The organism is Sediminicoccus sp. BL-A-41-H5, from assembly GCF_050632405.1.
Taxonomy (GTDB): Bacteria; Pseudomonadota; Alphaproteobacteria; order Acetobacterales; family Acetobacteraceae; genus Roseococcus.
In genome coordinates, this window is record NZ_CP192601.1 from 3,852,685 (window position 1) to 3,869,419 (window position 16,735).

Here is a 16,735-nt window from a genome sequence, read left to right on the forward strand (position 1 = left end):
GGATCACAGCATCGCGAGCGACCGCTTGCGGCGCGGCGGCGGGAAGGCGGCATCCAGCGCCGCATGCTCCTCGGCCGTCAGCGTGATGTCCCGCGCCGCCGCGTTCTCCTTCACATGCGCGAGCGAGGTCGCCTTGGGGATGCTGATCACGCCCGGCCGTGACAGCGTCCAGGCCAGCGCCACCTGCGCGGGCGTGGCGCCTCGCGCGCGGGCGACGGCGACGAGCCCCGGATGGCGCAGCAGCGCGCCCCCCTGGCCCACCGGCGAATAGGCCATGACCGGCATGCCGCGTGCGGCGCAGAAGGGCAGCAGGTCATATTCCGGGCCGCGATGCTCCAGGTTCAGCAGCACCTGGTCCGTCGCGCAATCGGCCAGCGCCGGGCCCAGCTCCTCCAGATCGTCCACGTCGAGATTGGAGACACCCCAGCGCGCGATCTTTCCGCTGGCGCGCATCCGTTCCATCGCCTCCACCGTATCCTCCAGAGGCACGGAGCCGCGCCAATGCAGAAGGTAGAGGTCGATGCAATCCACGCCGAGCCGCTTCAGGCTCCGCTCGCAGGCCTGGGGCAGGGCGCGGCGGGAGGCGTTGTGCGGATAGACCTTGGAGACGAGGAAGACCTCGGACCGCCGGCCGGCGATGGCCTCGCCCACCACCTCCTCGGCGCCGCCCTCGCCATACATCTCGGCCGTGTCGATGAGGGTGAGGCCGAGGTCGAGCCCCGCGCGCAAGGCCGTGACCTCGGCCTTCCGGTTCTGGGCGCGCTCCCCCATATGCCAGGTGCCCTGGCCCAACGCCGCCACGCTGCTGCCATCGGGCAGGGTGATGCTTCGCATGCCGTCCTCCTTCATCCATCGCACAGGTTAGCCCCCATGATCCGCCTTGCCATCGCCCTCCTGCTGGCCCCGCTGGCCGCCGCCGCGCAGCCCGCCCCGGCGCAGCCCGCGCCCGAGGCGATCGGCCCCTGGCAGCTCTCCTGCGTGACGGACCGCATGACCGACCGCACTGCCTGCATCCTGCGCCATCGCGACTGGGTGGAACGGCCCGCGGTCGGCGTGGGCCTCGGTTTCGAGATCCTGGACCGCGGTGGCCGGGCGGTGCCGGCGGTGACGGCGCGGGACCTTTCGCTGGACAGCGTCTCGCGCGGGCTGCTGGCGGTGGCCGGTTCGGCGCAGCTGCGCTTCGGCAGCAATGCGATGATGGAGATGCCTTGCAGCCTGGAAGGGCGGAGCCTGATCTGCGCGCCGCGCAGCGCCGACGCCGCCCGGGCCGCGCAGGAACTGACCACGGCCGAGCGCGCGCTGGTGCGCATGGCGGGGATGGGCAGCAACACCAATGCCGCGACCGAGCCCACGGAGCTGCGCCTCGCCGACACCGCAAGGGCCATCGAACAGCTCCGCCGCCGCCAGCCCCAGGGCAGCGCGGCCGCGCCGGCCGATCCGGGCCTTGATCTGGGTGGCATGCTGGGACGGTTGCAGCAGCTGATCCGATGAGCGAGGCCGCCGCGCTCCTGGATCGCATCGCGCGTGGCGAACGTGCCGCCTTGCAGGCGCTGTATCAGGCGCAGTCGGTGCGGCTCTTCGGCGTGGCCATGGCCGTCCTGCGGGACCGGGACGCGGCGGCGGATGCGCTGCATGACGGCTTCGTGAAGATCGCGCGCAACGCCTCGCAATTCGACCCCGCGCGCGGCGTGGCGGAGGCCTGGCTCGGCGCCGTGATCCGCCACGCGGCGCTCGACATCGCGCGCCGGCGCGGACGCGAGATTCCCACCGATGACGCGGCCCTGGGAGACACGCCGGTGGAGGCCGCGCAGCTCGACACGCTGGCCAGTGTCGAGGACACGGCGCGGCTGCGCGACTGCCTGGCGCAGCTGCCGGAGAAGAATCGCCAGGGCATCGTGCTGGCCTTCGTGCATGGGCTTTCGCATCCGCAGGTGGCCGCGCGGCTGGAACTGCCGCTCGGCACGGTGAAGGCCTGGATCCGGCGCGGGTTGCTGGCGCTCAGGGAGTGCCTGGCATGAGCCCCGAGGCCCGCGAGGAATTCGCCGCCGAGTATGTGCTCGGCACGCTGGAGGCGCATGAGGTGGACGCCGCCCGTGCGCTGATGGAACGCGATGCCGGTTTCGCCGCGCTGGTCGCGGATTGGGAGCGGCGGCTGGCGCCCCTGCAAGGGCTGGCCGTGCCCGAAGCGCCGCCGCCCGGCCTCTGGGCGCGGATCGAGGCGACGCTGGACGGCACGGCCCCCTCGCGCCGCTGGCGCTTCGCCTGGCCCGCCTTCGGCATCGGCGCCAGTGCCGTCGCGGCGGGGCTCGCGGCCTTCATCATCCTGCGCCCGCCCGCGCCTGCGCCGCTGATGACCGTGCTGCTGACGAGCCAGGACCAGTCCGCCTTCCTGGTCGAGGCGGAGCGCGGGGAGATCCGCCTCGCCGCCGTCAATCCGCGTGGCGTGGAGGCGGGGCGCGTCATGCAGCTCTGGGCCCTGCCGCAGGGGGCGACGGCGCCGACCTCGCTCGGACTCGTGCCGGAGAGCGGGCGGCTCAGCGTGACACCGCGCGGCATCCGACCGGAGCCGGGCATGCTGATCGAGATCACGCTGGAACCGCCGGGCGGCTCGCCCACCGGGCGGCCGACGGGGCCGATCCTCTTCATCGGGCGCCTGGCTGCGGCGCGGTCCTCCTGATCGGAATTTTTGCCGGCGGCGCTGCATCTGGCCGCACCGCCGGCCCGTAACGGAACCAGCAAGGCGATGGCGCCTTGCCCCGATACGGAGCCAAGACCATGACGAAACCCCTTCGCACCGCGCTGCTGGCCGGCGCCGCCCTCATCGCCGCCGGCGGCGCGCAGGCGACGACGCTGGTGGGCCTCACCGCCGACAACATGCTGGTGCGGATGGACAGTGAGACGCGGCGCGCCGAGCCCGCGCGGCGCATCACCGGCACGGATGGGCGCGTCATCGCCATTGACCAGCGCCCCGCCAATGGCCGCCTCTACGGCGTGACGGAACGCGGGCAGATCGTGACGCTCGATCCGGCCACGGGCCGCGCGACGCCGGTGAGCCGCCTCGACATGCCCTTCGATTTCGGGGGGCGCGCGGTGGCGGATTTCAATCCGGTGCCGGACCGGCTGCGGCTGATGGGCATGAACGGCACCAATTTCCGCGTGAATGTCGAGACGGGCGAGGTGGCGCGGGACGGCACGCTGAAGCATGCGGAGGGGCCGCTCTCCGGCACCACGCCGCGCATCGTGGCCGGCGCCTATATCAACAGCGTGGCCGGGGCGACGGCGACGACGCTCTACACGCTGGACACGCTGCAGAACGCGCTGAACGTGCAGGCGCCACCCAATGACGGCGTGCAGGCGCCGCGCGCGCCGCTCTCGACGCCGCTGCCCACGGGCGTGGCCTTCGACATCCTGACGGAGGGGACGAGCAACACGGCCTTCCTGCTGGCGGGCGGCACGCTGCACACGCTGAACCTGGCCGATGGCGCGGTGTCGCCGCGCGGCGCCGTCACCGGCCTGCCGGTGATGGAAGTGATCGACATCGCGGTGCTGCGCTGAGCACCTGATCCGGCTGCCGCACCCCACCCCCTTTTCCCGGGTGCGGAAGAAGGCGCCGCCGCCCCTCCCCAGCGGGGCGGCGGCTGCCGCTTCACAGCAGCGCGAGCACGCGCGCCGGGCCGCCCGTGCCACCTGCGATGCGCGGCAGCCCGCCCACCAGGGTGGCGCCGGTCGGCGGCAATTCAGCGAGGCCCGCCACGCATTCGATGCCCCAGCGCCCGGCGCCGAGCCAGGCGACATGGAAGGCGAAATCGCGCGAGCCGCCATGGTCGAGCGAGAGGCTGTCCACCGCCACACCCGCCACTCCCCGCTCCAGCAGCAGGGGCGCGACATCGGGCCGGAAGCCGGGGAAGGCGAGGGCGCCGCCCGGCTGCGCGTTGCGGAAGCGGGGCGTCGCCACATGCGCGGCCCAGCCGGAATTCAGCGCCACGCAGGCGCCAGCGGGGATGCGGCCATGGGCGCGCTCATGCGCCGCCACATCCTCGGGTGTCGCGGCGTAGTCGGCATGGGCGGCGGCCTTTGCGCGCACATCCAGCACCACCAGCGGGCAGACCAGCGAGGCGGCGGGAAGGGCGGCGGCATCCGCGCCTTGCGCCGAGAAATGCAGCGGCGCGTCGAAATGTGTGCCGACATGCTCGCCATGGGTGATGCGGTTCAGGTTGTAGCCGTCGCGCGCGATGTTCATCACGCGCTCCACCTGGATCGCGGGGTCGCCGCCGAAGGTGGGGAAATCGGGGGCGAGGACATGCGTCATCTCGACCACGCGGCTGGCGCGGGCGGGTTGCTGTGCCAGGGCATTGGCGGCGGGTGCCGCGGCTGCCAGCGCCATGGCGGCGAGGATGCCGCGGCGCCCCAGCCGCGCGCCGATCCGTTGCATGACGCATGCATCGCACATGGGAACTCCTCCGGGCGGTGATGCGCGAGCCTATCGGCCCCACGCGTGCCAACGCAACGACCGGAAGGCTTGGAGCCGGCCCACCGGCTAAAGCCAGGGCATGACCCATTTCCGCTGCGTCCCCATGGACACCCCCTCCGCCCAACGCTTCCGCGCCACGCGCGTGGATGACCGCGGCGGGCCCGCCCATTCACGCATCGTGGATGGGCCGGGCTTTCCCTGCCGCCATTGCCTGAAGCTGGGCAAGCCGGGTGAGGAGATGCTGCTGGTGAGCTGGGATCTGCCGCTGCCGCAGGGCCCCTACTGGACGCCCTCGCCGGTATTCCTCCATGCGCGCGACTGCGAGGCGGCGGTGGCGGAGGATGCGCTGCCGGAGACGGTGACGGCGAACATGATCGTCTCGCTCCGGCATTACGACGCGGCGGGGATGTGCCTCTACGACCTCGGCATGGTCGGCGCCGGCGATGCGGTGGAAGGCCCTCTGCGCGAGCGGCTGGCGGATCCGCGCGTCGCCTATGTGAACATCCACACGGCGCGGCCGGGCTGCTGGCTCACGCGGGTGGAAAAGCTGCCCTGATCATTCGTGCCGGAGTGCGGTGATGGGGTCGAGGCTCGCCGCGCGCCGCGCCGGGTAGTAGCCGAAGAAGAGGCCGGTCAGCGCCGAGACGGTGACGGCCAGCGCCACCGCATCCCACTGGATCAGGACCGGCCAGCCCGCGACTCCCGCCAGCGTATGCGCGAGGCCGATGCCCACCAGCACGCCCACCGCGCCGCCCAGAAGGGCCAGCAGCACCGCCTCCAGCAGGAATTGCCGCAGGATGTCCCGCCGCCGCGCGCCGACGGCGAGCCTGAGGCCGATCTCGCGCGTGCGCTCCGTGACGCTCACCAGCATGATGTTCATGACACCGATGCCGCCCACCAGCAGCGAGACGGCGGCGACCGCGGCCAGCAGCAGCGAGAGGGTGCGCGCCGAGGCATCGCGCGTGGCGGCGATCTCGCTCAGGTTGCGGATGGAGACGGTGTCCGGCTCATTGGCCGCGACGCGGTGGCGCTGGCGGAAGAACTGGCGCAGTTCCTCCTCCACGTCGCTCATGCTCTCGCCCTCATGCACCTTGACGCTGATGGTGGCCACCGCGCGGGCGAAGGCGCGCGACGCCCCCATCACGCTGCGCCGCGCGGTCCAGTAGGGCATGATGACCACGTCGTCCTGGTCCTGGCCCATCGGGTTCTGGCCCTTGCGGCCGAGCACGCCGATCACCTCGAAGGGGGTGGCGCGGATGCGGACTTCGCGCCCCACGGGGTCTTCGTCGCCAAAGAGGTTTTCGGCGACGGTGGCGCCGAGCAGCACGACCTTGCGGCCGGACATCGCCTCCTCATTCGTGAAGAAGCGGCCTTCCTGCGTGGTCCAGTCATGCGCCACGACATAGTCGGGGTCGGTGGCGACGACGGTGGTGGACCAGTTCTGGTTGCCGGCGACGATCTGCTGCTGCTGGCGGATGGTGCCGGCCGCGACCTGCACGGCGGCGATCTGGCGCGGGATCTCCTGCGCATCGTCCCAGCTCAGATTGGGTCGCTGTCCGGCGCCCATGGAGACGCCGCCCAGCCGCACATTGGCGCCCCAGACGACGAGCAGGTTGGCGCCGAGCGACTGGATCTGCGCCAGCACCTGCTGCCGCGCGCCGGCCCCCACGGCCACGGTGACGATGACGGCGGCCACCCCGATGAAGATGCCGAGCGCGGTGAGCGCCGCGCGCAGCTTGTTCGCGGCGAGTGCGGCGAGCGCGGCCAGCAGCGCCTCGGCCATCGAAAGCCCGGCGCGGCGGCCAGGCGGCAGCGGCGGCAGGGGGGCGACGGAGCGTGCCGCGGGCTCGGGCGCGGGGTGCGGCGCGTTCATTGGAATTTCTGCCGCAGCATGGCCTCGGCATCCACCGGCTGGTAGCGGCTGTCCTCGATCATGCGGCCGTCGCGGAAGCGCAGCGTGCGGCTGGCGAAGGCGGCCACATCGGCATCATGCGTCACGCAGAGGATGGCCACACCCGCGCGGTTCAGCGCCTGGAACAGCGCCATGATCTCCAGCCCGGTGCGGCTGTCCAGCGCGCCGGTCGGCTCGTCCGCCAGCAGCAGGCCCGGGCCATTCACCAGCGCGCGGGCGATGGCGACGCGCTGCTGCTGCCCGCCCGACAGCTGGGAGGGCGTGTGGTGCATGCGGCTTCCGAGGCCCACGCGCTCCAGCGCGATGGCCGCGCGCTCGCGCCGGATGCGGCGCGGAAGGCCGCGATAGAGCATCGGCATCTCGACATTGGCGAGCGCGTCCGAGCGCGGCAGCAGGTTGAAGCTCTGGAAGACGAAGCCGATCTGCTCGCCGCGCAGCGCCGCCACGCGATCGGGCGGGAGGGACGCCACATCCTCGCCCGCCAGGCGGTAAAGCCCGCGCGTGGGCTGGTCCAGGCAGCCGATCAGGTTGAGGAAGGTGGATTTGCCCGAGCCGGAGGGGCCCATCGCGGCGACGAATTCGCCGGGCCCGATCTCGAGGTCGAGCCCCTCCAGCGCCGCCACCACGCCTTCGCCCGACGGATAGTGGCGCGTGAGGTCCCGCGTCTCGATCAGCGCGCTCAAAACAGCGGCCTGGCGGTGGGGGCGCGGGCGGGGGCGGCGCCGGCGCGCTCGGTGCCGATGACGACCTGCATGTCGGGCTGGAGGTCGCCGCTCAGCACCTCGGTGACGTTGCCGTCGGTGAGGCCGGTGCGGATCGAGATGGCGCGGGGCGCGCCGTCGCTCTCCACGACGTAGACGGTGCCGGCGGCGCCGCCGGCCTGGCGCGTCCCACGCGCGGCGGCGAGGCGGGCGCGCTGCTCGGGCGTGAGCACGGCGTTCAGGCGGGATTGCAGGCGCTGCCGGGCGGCCTGGGCCTGCTGGCGCCGCGCCTCGGGCTCGGCGGGCAGGGCGGCCATGCGCTCGCGCATCTCACGGCCCGCGGCCTCCACCTCCTGGCGCTGGGCGGGGGTGAGGTCCGTCATCTCGCGCAGGGCCGCTTCCATCGGGTTCGCGGGTGTGGTGGCCTGGCCTGGCGCGGCGCCCTGGCCCGGCGGGCGCCAGCGCAGCGCGGCGTTGGGCACGCGCAGCGCGTCGGTCCGCTCATCGGTGATGATGCGCAGCGTCGCCGTCATGCCGGGCAGCATGCGGCCCTCGGTGTTCGCGGCGCTGACGACGACGGTGTAGGTGACCACGTTGTTCACCGTGGTGGGGCTGAGACGGATGTCCTTCACCGTGCCGCGCAGGTTCACGCTCGGATGCGCGGCCACCGTGAAGGCGACGTTCTGCCCCGGACGGATGCGGCCGATGTCGCTCTCATCCACCGTCGCCCAGACTTCCATCTCGTTCAGGTTGGCGGCGATGGTGAAGAGGGTCGGCGATTGCAGCGAGGCGGCGACGGTCTGTCCCAGATCCACGCTGCGCGAGACGATGACGCCATCAATGGGGCTGCGGATGGTGGCGAAGCCGAGATTGACCTCCACCTGGCGCAGCTGCGCCGCGCGCTGCTCCGCCGTCGCCATCGCCGCCTCGACCTGGGCGAGGGCGGTGCGCGCGGCGGCCTCGGCCGAGATCAGGTTGGCCTCGGCGCGGAGGATCTGCGCCTGCTGGATCGCGACATTGGCGCGCGCGCCATCGGCGGTGAAGCCGGCGCGCGCGGCGTCGCGCGTGGTGCCCACGGCGGTGCGGCGCAATTCCTCCGTCCGGCGCGCCTCGAACTCCGCGTCGCGCAGCTGTGCCTCCGCGCGGCCGGCCTCGCCGCGCGCGGCCTCCACCGCGGCGCGGGCCTGCTCGGCATCGGCCTGCGCGCGCTCGGCCTGGGCCCGGGCGACGGCGACGGCGGCCTGGGCGGAAAGCGCATCGGCCGCCGCCGCGGCGCGGGTGGCTTCGAGCTGCTGCGTGTCGAGTCGCGCCAGCACCTGGCCGGTGGTCACGCGCTGGTTGAAATCGCCCGGCAGCTCGCGGATCAGGCCGGAGAGCTGACTGCCGACGATGACCGTCACCAGCGGGTTCACGGTCCCGGTGGCGGAGACGACGGCGGTGATGGGTCCGCGATCCACGCTGGCGAGCCTGAGGCGCGGCCCGCTGGCCTGTGTCGTGCCCGGCCAGCTCAGCCCGAATGCCGCCATGGCCGGCTGGCCATAGAGGTAACCCGCGCCGAGCAGCGCGCCGACCGAGACAAGAAGGGCGAGTTTGCGAAGCATGTCTTCTCGAAGCTAAGGCCCGGGTGTAACGCGGTTATGTCGGGATTGGAAAGGATTGTCGCATGCGGGTTCTGGTGCTGGGGGCTGGGGCGCTGGGCGGCTATTTCGGCGGACGCCTGGCCGAGGCGGGCGGCGATGTGACGTTCCTGGTGCGCCCGCGCCGCGCGGCGCAGCTGGCCGAGCGGGGCCTGGTGATCGAAAGCCCCTTCGGCGATGCGCGGCTGCCCGTGAAGACGGTGACGGCCGATGCGCTGCAGCCGGGCTGGGATGTGATCCTGCTCACCTGCAAGGCCTACGACCTGGAGGATGCGATGGCCAGCATCGCGCCCGCCATGGATGCGCGCACGGCCATCCTGCCCGTGCTGAACGGCCTCTCCCATGTCGAGACGCTGCAGGCGCGCTTCGGCGCTGAACGCGTGCTGGGCGGCCTTTGCAAGATCCAGGCGACGCTGACGCCGGATGGCGTGGTGAAGCAGTTGAACGATTGGCGCTGGCTCACTTTCGGCGAGGTCGCGGGGGGCCTGAGCGAACGCGTGACGGCGCTGGAAGCGGCCTTCGCGCAAGCGCGCGGCATGGAGGCGAAGGCGGTGCCGAACATCGCCCAGCGGATGTGGGAGAAGCTGGTGCATCTCGGCACCAGCGCGGTGGGCACGGTGCTGATGCGCGCGAATGTGGGTGAGATCGTCCGCGGTGGCGGTGCGGCCTGGCTGCGGGAGATCCTGGCGCGCAACGCGGCCATCGCCGCCCATCATGGCCACCCGATGCCCGACGCCTTCATGGCAGAATACCGCGCGCTGTTCAGCGAGGCGGGCAGCGCCTACGCCACTTCGATGCTGCGCGACATCGAGGCGGGGAACCGCATCGAGGGCGAACACATCCTGGGCTTCATGGCCGAGGCCGCGAAGCGCGCCGGCATCGAGACCGCGATCCATGACGCGGCGGCGCTGAACGCCCGCGCCTATGAGCAGAGGCGCGCGGCTAACCGCCTGCCGTAAGCGCGCGCAGCGCCTCGACCTGCACCTTGCCGAGCGCGGTGCGCGGCAGGGCCGGCACGCGCAGGATGGCGCGCGGGTGTTTGAAGCGCGCCAGCGTCGCCTCGAAGCGCGCCGCGATGGCGGCCTCGTTGAAGCCGGGCTCCGCCACGATGACGGCGACGGGCACCTCACCCCAGCGCGGATCGGGCCGGCCGATGATGGCGTATTCGGTGAGGCCGGGAACCTCGGCCAGCACGCGCTCCAGCTCGGCCGGATAGATGTTCTCGCCGCCCGAGATGATCACGCGCTTCAGGCGATCGGTGAACCAGAAGCGGCCGGCCGCGTCCTGGATTCCGACATCGCCGGTGCGGAACCAGCCCTCATGCAGCGCCTCATCCGTGGCGTCCGGGCGCGCCCAATAGCCGGCCATGACGTTGGCGCCGCGGATCTCGATCTCGCCCGGCGTGCCGTGCGGGGCCTCCGTCCCATCGCCCAGCATGATCCGGGCGTCGCAGAGCGGCGCGGCGCGGCCGATGGAGCCGGGCGCGGCCCATGCCTCCTCGCGCGTCTGCGCGATGGCGATGGGGCTCGTCTCCGTCATGCCATAGACCTGCTGGACCGGGATGCCGCGCGCGTGAAAGGCCTCGATGAGCGCGAGCGGCACCTCGGAGGAGCCGGCGCCGATGGCGCGCAGCGAGGAGAGGTCGGCCGCGGCCCATCGCGGGTGGCGGATCAGCGCCGTCATCACCGCGGGTACCAGCAGCGTCAGGGTGGGGCGCAGGCGCTCCACCGCGTCGAAGAAGGCGTCGGGATCGAATTTCGGCAAAACCGTCACGCGCGCGCCGGCCAGCAGGGCCGGCACGGTCTGGATGTTGAGGCCGCCCACATGGAAAAGCGGCAGCACCGTCAGCACATGATCGGTCGGCGCCAGGTCGAAGATGCGGCGCGCGTTCTCGGTATTGGCATGGAGTGCCGCGCGGCTCAGCATCGCGCCCTTGGGCCGGCCCGTGGTGCCGGAGGTATAGCCGATCAGCAGCGCGTCGCAGGGCGTGGCCGAGGGCATGGCATGCGGGGTGACCGCGCCCGATGCCGGGCCCTCGCGCAGCAAGGCGAGGCCGGCATCGCCCGCGATCCATTGCAGCTCCTCGGCGGCGAGGCGCCAGTTCAGCGGCACCAGAACCGCGCCGATGCGCTCGCAGGCAAAGAGGCAGGCGAGCATGCCGGGATCATTGAGGCCGATCCAGCCGATGCGGTCGCCCGCCCGGATGCCCTCGCCGCGCAGCAGCGCCGCCTCGGCCTCGATGAGCGGCGTGAGGGCCTGGAGGTCGAAGCCCTCCATCAATCCGTCTCGCCCTTCTCGTAGAGCGCTTCGCGGCCGATGCGGTCCACGCAGAGCTCGGCCGTCCAGGGCAGCATGAGGCTGCCGCAGCGGCTGTCGCGGTAGATGCGCTCCAGCGGCAGGGTCTTCAGCATGGCCTGGCCGCCGCAGGTGCGGACGGCCTTGGCGGCGAGCGCATTGGCATTCTCCATCACCGTGTTCTGCGCGGCCAGCGCGCGCAGCATCTGCTCCTTCGAGGGGTCGGGCCCGGCTTCGCTGATCGCCTGGAACCAGAGCGCCTTCGTCTGTTCCAGCATGATGCGCATCTCGGCAACGGCGATCTGCTTCGTCGGATACATGCGCCGCTTCACGGGTGGCGTGCCGGGCTGCTCGCCGCGCAGGTAGCGCACGGTGAAGTCATAGGCGGCCTGGGCGAGGCCCATATAGGTGGGGGTGAGGGTCATGAACATGTGCGGCCAGCGGGAGGCGGCCTGGAAGTAGAGGCCGGGCGGCATGAGAGCCGCGCTTTCGGGCACGAAGACATCCTTGAAGATGAGGTTGCGGCTGACCGTGCCGCGCATGCCCAAGGGGTCCCATTCGCCCTCGACGGAAACACCCGGCGCGTCCTTCGGGATGGCGAGGTAGAGCGTGTCGCGGCGGGAGAGCTTTTCCTCGCCATGCATCTCGGTGCAGAGGATGCCGTAGCAATCCGCATGGCCGGAGAGGGAGGCGAAGATCTTCTTGCCGTTGATGCGGAAGCCGCCCTCGACCGGCGTGGCCGTGGTGCCGAAAGCGACGGTGCCGGCGGCCGCGGCTCCGCCCTCCGAGAAGGGCTGCGAGAAGACCGCGCCGCGCTCCAGGATGTGCGCGTAATGCAGCTTCCGGCGGGCGTGATGCAGGGCGCGCGTCGCCTCATCCATCTGCAGATCGTCGGTCAGCAGGCCGGTCCAGAGCGTGCTGCAGACATGCATGTTCCAGGTGAGCGCCGTCGCGCCGCAATAGCGGCCGAATTCGGCGGCGGCCAGGCAATAGGCGCGGAAATCGGCGCCCATCCCGCCATCCTCGGTGGGGATGCAGATGCCGAGCCAGCCGTCGCGGCGCATGTCGTCGTAATTGTCGGTGGGGAAGCGCGCCTCGCGGTCCCAGCGGGCGGCGCGCGGCGCCAGGACGCGCGCGCCGAATTCGCGGGCGCGGGTGGTGAGCTCCGCCTCGAAGGGCGAGAGGCGGAAGCCGCGCGGATCGAAGATCGGCGCATCGGCGGTCACGGGCAGCGGCATGTCCATGGGGGCTTCCCTTCTCAGCGCAGGAAATCGAGGAGCGCCGCATGGAAGGCGTCGGGCGCCTCCAGCGGCAGGAGGTGGCCGGCGCCGGGGATCACGGTGAAGCGGGCATCGGGCATCGCCTCGGCCATCCGGGCCATGCCGCGGGGTGGCGCGGTCTGGTCGGCCTCGCCGGCGATGAGCAGGGCGGGCTGCGTCACCTGCGGCAGATCGGCGCGGCGGTCGAAGCCGGTCAGCGTGGCGAGCGTGATCCGATAGGCGGCCTCGTCCACGCTGGCCATGGCGGCGATGGCGGCGGGCGCCGCGCTGGGATCCGCCGCGGGGCCCAGCATGGTCGGCACCAGCGCCGCCGCCACGCCCGCCATGCCAAGGCCCTCATCCAGCGGCTTCTGCCGCGCGGCGAGGAAGGCCTCGCGGAAGGCGGGGTCGCGGCTGCCGAAGGCGGGTGAGCTCGCCACGATGACGAGCCGCCGTACGCGGCTGGGATGCCGGAGCGCGAGTTCGAGGGCGATCATGCCGCCCAGCGAATGGCCCACCACATCGGTGGGCCCGTCCAGCAGCGCCGCCGCCGCATCGGCCAGTTCCGGGAAGCGCGTCAACGCCGGGCGCGTGCCGTCATAGCCCGGCATGTCCATGGCGATGACCGGGCGGGGCGCGAGGGCCGCGACCGTCGGCGCCCAGAGGGAGGCGCGGCCGCCGATGCCATGCAGCAGAAGGGCCGGCGTCACAGCAGCACGCCTTCGCGCACCACATCCTCGCCATCGAGCGAGATGGTGGTGTTGAAGACAGGGATGTCGAAATGCCCCTCGGTGAAGCGGCCGGCGAATTCATTGGCGCCCGTGCTGAACAGGAAATTGCCGGCCACGGCGCGCAGCTCGGTGCCGTTCGTGTCCTCCCGGTCGTAGAAGGTGAGCGCCTCGTAGCGCGCGGCGCGGTTCAGGCCCCAGCCGACATGGCTCACCGCATAGGCCGCCCGGTCGCCCCAGGCTTCGAGGTAGCGGCGCATCATCTCCGCATCGGCGCCCTTGCCCTCGATGCGGGTGATGTGGTCGTCCTCGATGGTCAGCGTGACCGGGCGCTCGATGTAGCGCTTGAAGGTGAGGTTCACGTCGCCCGCATCGAGCACGAGCCGCCCCTCGACCGAGCCCGCGCGCGGGAAGGCGACGAGGATGCCGCCCGGCCAATGGGCAATGGTGCCCGGCCGGTCGGTCCAGCCCCAGACGCCCACGCTGGGCGCGCCCTCCATGTTCACCTGCAGGTCCGTGCCGGCGGCGGAGGTGACATGCATGCGCTTCGCCGCCCGGGTGCGCTTCACCGCCGCCTTGGCCTGGGCCTCGTCCGCATCCTGTGGCACCAGGCGTTCGAGGGCGTCCGGGTGCTCGTTGCTGACCATGAGCACACGGCTGCCCGCGCCCAGGATCTGCTTGAGCTCGGGGGCATGCAGCAGCCCTTCGACGGTCAGGTCCACGATGAAGGGGCAGGCGGCAAGGGCGGCCAGCGCCGCGGGATGGCCCGCGATGGCGCGCGAAGCGCCGGTGGATCGGATCGGGACCGGCGCGGTCTGAGGCGGGGTCGGGAGAGATATCCGGATGAATCGGGCACCGATTCGTGCCAGCGCGGCCTCGGCCAGCGCGATGTTCAGCGGCCGGGAACGGCTCTCGGTGAGCAGGCAGGCGAGATCGCCCGGGGCGAGCTTGCAGCGGCGGAACACGGCCTCAAAGGCTGAGATCCAGGCGGGTTCGAGGGTCGGAAGGAACATCCGGGTCTCCCATTTTGGGAGAGGGTAACACATGAATTTTCATATGTCAGGCATCCGTATTTCCCCGTAATTGCATGCCCGCGAAACGGGATGACATGTTTCGGAAACTGTATGACCCCGAGGAAGACATGGACGCGCCTGGGACGGAACGTTTCGTTGACGACTATCTGCTCTATCTGATGGCGCGTGCTTCACACGCCATCTCCTCGGAATTTCACACGAAATTGCGAAAGGAGGGCGTCTCCGTGCCGGTCTGGCGCGTCCTGGCGACGCTCTCCGGCAGCCCGGGCGAGACGGTGACGGGCCTGGCCGAGGCCTGCCTGCTGCAGCAGCCCACCATGACCAAGCTGCTGGACCGCATGGTGCGCGACGGCATCGTCAAGCGCATGCCCGATGCGCGCGACCGCCGCGTCGTCCGCATCCAGATGCTGCCGCGGGGCGAGCAGATGGTGAAGAGCCTGCTGGTCGCCGCCAAGGCGCACGAGGCCGAGGTGCTGGCCCGCTTCCCGGCCATTGACCGCATGCAGCTCAAGCAATTGCTGCGCGCCATGATGACCAAGCCGCCCAAGGTGCGGCGCAGCGCGATGGCGGCGTGAGGCTGCCCTCGCCGGACCGGCTGGGCGGGATCGTCCTGATCCTGCTCGTCGTCTCGGCGCTTGTGCAAATCCTGGTGCTGGTGACGGGGTGAGCCTCGCAAGCGGCCCCGGTCTGGTCTAATTCCAGACTGTGACCCAGCCGACCCCCGATTTCCTCGACCATGACCGCCCGCCCGTGCCCGACCTCGTGGTCCCGCGCGGCGTCATGCCCTTCCACCTCGACAACAAGCCGGTGCGCGGCCGGCTGGTACGCCTCGGGCCGCTCGCCGATGCGCTGCTGTCGCGCCACGCCACGCCCGATGCGGTCACGCGCCTCCTCGGCGAGGCGATGGCGCTGACGGCCGGCCTCGCCGCCGCGCTCAAGTATCGCGGCAGCTTCTCGTTGCAGGCCAAGAGCGATGGCCCCGTCTCCATGCTGCTGGCCGACTGCACCGACCAGGGCGAATTGCGCGGCTATGCCCGCGCCGATGCCGAGCGCGTCGCGCATTACGGCAAGAATGTCTCGGCGCGCGCGCTGCTGGGCCGCGGCTACCTCGCCTTCACCTGCGACCAGGGCGAGGAGATGGAGCGCTACCAGGGCATCGTCGGCATCGAGGGCGCGGACCTCGCCGAGATGACGGGCAACTACTTCGCCAGTTCCGAGCAGCTGCGCAGCCATGTGCGCCTCGCCTGCGCCCGCACCGAACAGGGCTGGCGGGCGAGCGCCTTCATCATGGAGCGCATCGCGACCGAGGGCGGCACGGCCGAGCCGCTGGACGCGGAGGCGCAGGAGGAGGCCTGGCGCACCGCGATCGTGCTGGCCGGCACGCTGACCGATGCCGAATTGCTGGATGACGCCCTGCCGCCCGAGACGCTGCTGCACCGCCTGTTTTCGCTGGAGGGGCTGGAGCTCGGCCAGGCCCGCGCGCTGGCCTATGGCTGCCGCTGCTCGCGCTCGCGCCTCGCGCAGGTGCTGGAGGGCTTCCCCGTGCCCGACCTCGACCACATGGCCGAAGCCGGCGTCATCACCATGACCTGCGAATTCTGCAACTATGGCTTCCGCTTCGACCGCGAGGCGATTCGCGGGAAAGAGGCCTGAGACCCCCGGGAGGTTCCGCCATGCCGCATCCTCGGCGCGCCCTGATCCTGCTGCCCGCGACGCTCGCGGCCTGCGCCTCGACGCCGCCGGCGCCGCGTGAGGACGGGCCGCCCATCACCTATCGCCACCTGACGCAGATCCGCCTCGATGTCGCGCGCATCGACATCGAGGACCGCATGCCGGCGCCGGGCCCGAACGATGCCGGCCGGGACATGAACCCCACGCCGGCCCAGGCGGTGCGCATCATGGGGCAGGACCGGCTGGCCGCCTTCGGCACCGAGCATCACGCGCGCTTCAGCGTGACCCGCGCGCAGATCATCCGCACCCGCAACCAGGGCGGCGGCGGCGTCTTCTCAAGCGACCCGGGCGAGCGCCTGCTCTGCCAGCTCACCGCGCGTGTGGACATCCTGGGCGAGAATGACCGGCGCCTGGGCTTCGCCGAGGCGTCGGCGGAGCGGTCGCGCAGCATCGAGAGCACGGCGGCCGCGCGCCGCGCCGGGGCCGAGAGCCTGCTGCGCCAGACCATGTTCGAGCTGAACACCGAGTTCGAGTTCCAGATTCGCCGCGCGCTGCGTCCCTATCTGGTGGACAATGCCGCCGCGGCCCCGCCCGCGCCCGTCGCCCGTGAGGAGCTGCCCCGCACATGATCACCTTCTCCAACCCGGATGGCGTCGCGCCGCCCGCCTCGCGCTACTCGCATGCGGCGCTGGTCGAGGGGCCGGGCCGGCGCCTGGTGCTCTCGGGTCAGGTGGGCATCGCCCCCGACGGGACCATCCCCGAGGATGGCGAGGCGCAGATCGCCCTCGCGCTCGCCAATCTCCGCACGCTGCTCGCGGCGCATGGCATGGGCCCGGCTCACATCGTGAAGCTCACCGTCTTCCTGACAGACACGGCGCTGATCGCGCCCTGGCGCAAGGCCCGTGATGCCGCGATGGAAGGACATGCGCCGACCAGCACGCTGCTGATCGTGGCCGCGCTCGCCCATCCCCGCTTCGTCGTCGAGGTGGAGGCGGAAGCCTTCGCCAGCGCCTGAAAGGCCCATCGC

The 16,735-nt window shown here is 71.8% G+C and carries 19 protein-coding genes; 10 read left to right on the forward strand and 9 right to left on the reverse strand.

Going from position 1 to position 16,735, the window contains the following annotated elements; all coding sequences use genetic code 11:
• Positions 1-3: 3 nt before the first annotated feature.
• Positions 4-834, reverse strand: coding sequence for an aldo/keto reductase (locus ACQ860_RS18820; protein ID WP_431304867.1), 831 nt, complete (start codon positions 832-834; stop codon positions 4-6).
• 36 nt (positions 835-870) lie between these two features.
• Between ACQ860_RS18820 and ACQ860_RS18825 the strand changes: the two genes are divergently transcribed.
• The 4 genes from ACQ860_RS18825 to ACQ860_RS18840 all read left to right on the forward strand — a co-directional run bounded on the left by ACQ860_RS18825 (position 871) and on the right by ACQ860_RS18840 (position 3,555).
• Positions 871-1,491 carry a hypothetical protein gene (locus ACQ860_RS18825; protein WP_431304868.1) on the forward strand — a complete coding sequence of 207 codons (621 nt, stop codon included), beginning with the start codon at positions 871-873 and terminating at the stop codon, positions 1,489-1,491.
• Positions 1,488-2,018, forward strand: a complete 531-nt coding sequence (locus ACQ860_RS18830; RefSeq protein ID WP_431304869.1) for a sigma-70 family RNA polymerase sigma factor — start codon at positions 1,488-1,490, stop codon at positions 2,016-2,018. The genes ACQ860_RS18825 and ACQ860_RS18830 overlap by 4 nt, the downstream gene beginning before the upstream one ends.
• Positions 2,015-2,677, forward strand: a complete 663-nt coding sequence (locus tag ACQ860_RS18835) for an anti-sigma factor (protein ID WP_431304870.1) — start codon at positions 2,015-2,017, stop codon at positions 2,675-2,677. Before ACQ860_RS18830 ends, ACQ860_RS18835 begins: the two co-directional genes overlap by 4 nt.
• A gap of 98 nt (positions 2,678-2,775) precedes the next feature.
• The gene (locus ACQ860_RS18840) at positions 2,776-3,555 is read left to right on the forward strand and encodes a DUF4394 domain-containing protein (RefSeq protein ID WP_431304871.1); all 780 of its coding nucleotides are present in this window, start codon (positions 2,776-2,778) and stop codon (positions 3,553-3,555) included.
• A 91-nt stretch (positions 3,556-3,646) separates the two neighbouring features.
• Here the strand turns inward: ACQ860_RS18840 and ACQ860_RS18845 are convergent, their stop codons facing one another.
• Positions 3,647-4,432, reverse strand: a complete 786-nt coding sequence (locus tag ACQ860_RS18845; RefSeq protein ID WP_431304872.1) for a cyclase family protein — start codon at positions 4,430-4,432, stop codon at positions 3,647-3,649.
• A gap of 118 nt (positions 4,433-4,550) precedes the next feature.
• Here ACQ860_RS18845 and ACQ860_RS18850 point away from each other — a divergent pair, with 118 nt between their 5' ends.
• Positions 4,551-5,027, forward strand: a complete 477-nt coding sequence (locus ACQ860_RS18850) for a DUF1203 domain-containing protein (protein ID WP_431304873.1) — start codon at positions 4,551-4,553, stop codon at positions 5,025-5,027.
• Here ACQ860_RS18850 and ACQ860_RS18855 read toward each other — a convergent pair whose 3' ends face one another.
• The 3 genes from ACQ860_RS18855 to ACQ860_RS18865 are packed head-to-tail and all read right to left on the reverse strand — an operon-like array spanning position 5,028 to position 8,685.
• Positions 5,028-6,344, reverse strand: coding sequence for an ABC transporter permease (locus tag ACQ860_RS18855; protein ID WP_431304874.1), 1,317 nt, complete (start codon positions 6,342-6,344; stop codon positions 5,028-5,030).
• Positions 6,341-7,066, reverse strand: coding sequence for an ABC transporter ATP-binding protein (locus tag ACQ860_RS18860; RefSeq protein WP_431304875.1), 726 nt, complete (start codon positions 7,064-7,066; stop codon positions 6,341-6,343). Before ACQ860_RS18860 ends, ACQ860_RS18855 begins: the two co-directional genes overlap by 4 nt.
• Entirely contained in the window at positions 7,063-8,685 is a 1,623-nt protein-coding gene (locus tag ACQ860_RS18865) for an efflux RND transporter periplasmic adaptor subunit (protein ID WP_431304876.1), read from the reverse strand. The genes ACQ860_RS18860 and ACQ860_RS18865 overlap by 4 nt, the downstream gene beginning before the upstream one ends.
• Before the next feature lie 62 nt (positions 8,686-8,747).
• Between ACQ860_RS18865 and ACQ860_RS18870 the strand changes: the two genes are divergently transcribed.
• On the forward strand, positions 8,748-9,680 hold the full coding sequence (locus ACQ860_RS18870; RefSeq protein WP_431304877.1) for a ketopantoate reductase family protein: 933 nt from the start codon (positions 8,748-8,750) through the stop codon (positions 9,678-9,680).
• Here ACQ860_RS18870 and ACQ860_RS18875 read toward each other — a convergent pair.
• From ACQ860_RS18875 to ACQ860_RS18890, 4 genes are read right to left on the reverse strand one after another with little or no spacing between them, the layout of a single operon-like run.
• Positions 9,664-10,998, reverse strand: a complete 1,335-nt coding sequence (locus tag ACQ860_RS18875; protein ID WP_431304878.1) for a class I adenylate-forming enzyme family protein — start codon at positions 10,996-10,998, stop codon at positions 9,664-9,666. The genes ACQ860_RS18870 and ACQ860_RS18875 overlap by 17 nt on opposite strands.
• The gene (locus ACQ860_RS18880; RefSeq protein ID WP_431304879.1) at positions 10,998-12,260 is read right to left on the reverse strand and encodes an acyl-CoA dehydrogenase family protein; all 1,263 of its coding nucleotides are present in this window, start codon (positions 12,258-12,260) and stop codon (positions 10,998-11,000) included. Before ACQ860_RS18880 ends, ACQ860_RS18875 begins: the two co-directional genes overlap by 1 nt.
• A gap of 14 nt (positions 12,261-12,274) precedes the next feature.
• Positions 12,275-12,985: an alpha/beta fold hydrolase gene (locus ACQ860_RS18885; protein WP_431304880.1), complete on the reverse strand. Its 711-nt coding sequence runs from the start codon at positions 12,983-12,985 to the stop codon at positions 12,275-12,277.
• Complete coding sequence (locus tag ACQ860_RS18890; RefSeq protein WP_431304881.1) at positions 12,982-14,016, reverse strand: 2,5-dihydroxypyridine 5,6-dioxygenase; 1,035 nt, start codon at positions 14,014-14,016, stop codon at positions 12,982-12,984. The genes ACQ860_RS18885 and ACQ860_RS18890 overlap by 4 nt, the downstream gene beginning before the upstream one ends.
• Positions 14,017-14,111: 95 nt before the next feature.
• Between ACQ860_RS18890 and ACQ860_RS18895 the strand changes: the two genes are divergently transcribed.
• From ACQ860_RS18895 to ACQ860_RS18910, 4 genes are all read left to right on the forward strand, one after another.
• Positions 14,112-14,612: a MarR family winged helix-turn-helix transcriptional regulator gene (locus tag ACQ860_RS18895; RefSeq protein ID WP_431304882.1), complete on the forward strand. Its 501-nt coding sequence runs from the start codon at positions 14,112-14,114 to the stop codon at positions 14,610-14,612.
• A 130-nt stretch (positions 14,613-14,742) separates the two neighbouring features.
• A complete protein-coding gene (locus ACQ860_RS18900; RefSeq protein WP_431304883.1) occupies positions 14,743-15,690 on the forward strand; it encodes an Hsp33 family molecular chaperone HslO in 948 nt (315 codons plus the stop codon).
• A 20-nt stretch (positions 15,691-15,710) separates the two neighbouring features.
• Entirely contained in the window at positions 15,711-16,337 is a 627-nt protein-coding gene (locus tag ACQ860_RS18905) for a hypothetical protein (RefSeq protein ID WP_431304884.1), read from the forward strand.
• A complete protein-coding gene (locus tag ACQ860_RS18910; protein ID WP_431304885.1) occupies positions 16,334-16,723 on the forward strand; it encodes a RidA family protein in 390 nt (129 codons plus the stop codon). The genes ACQ860_RS18905 and ACQ860_RS18910 overlap by 4 nt, the downstream gene beginning before the upstream one ends.
• Positions 16,724-16,735 lie beyond the last annotated feature (12 nt).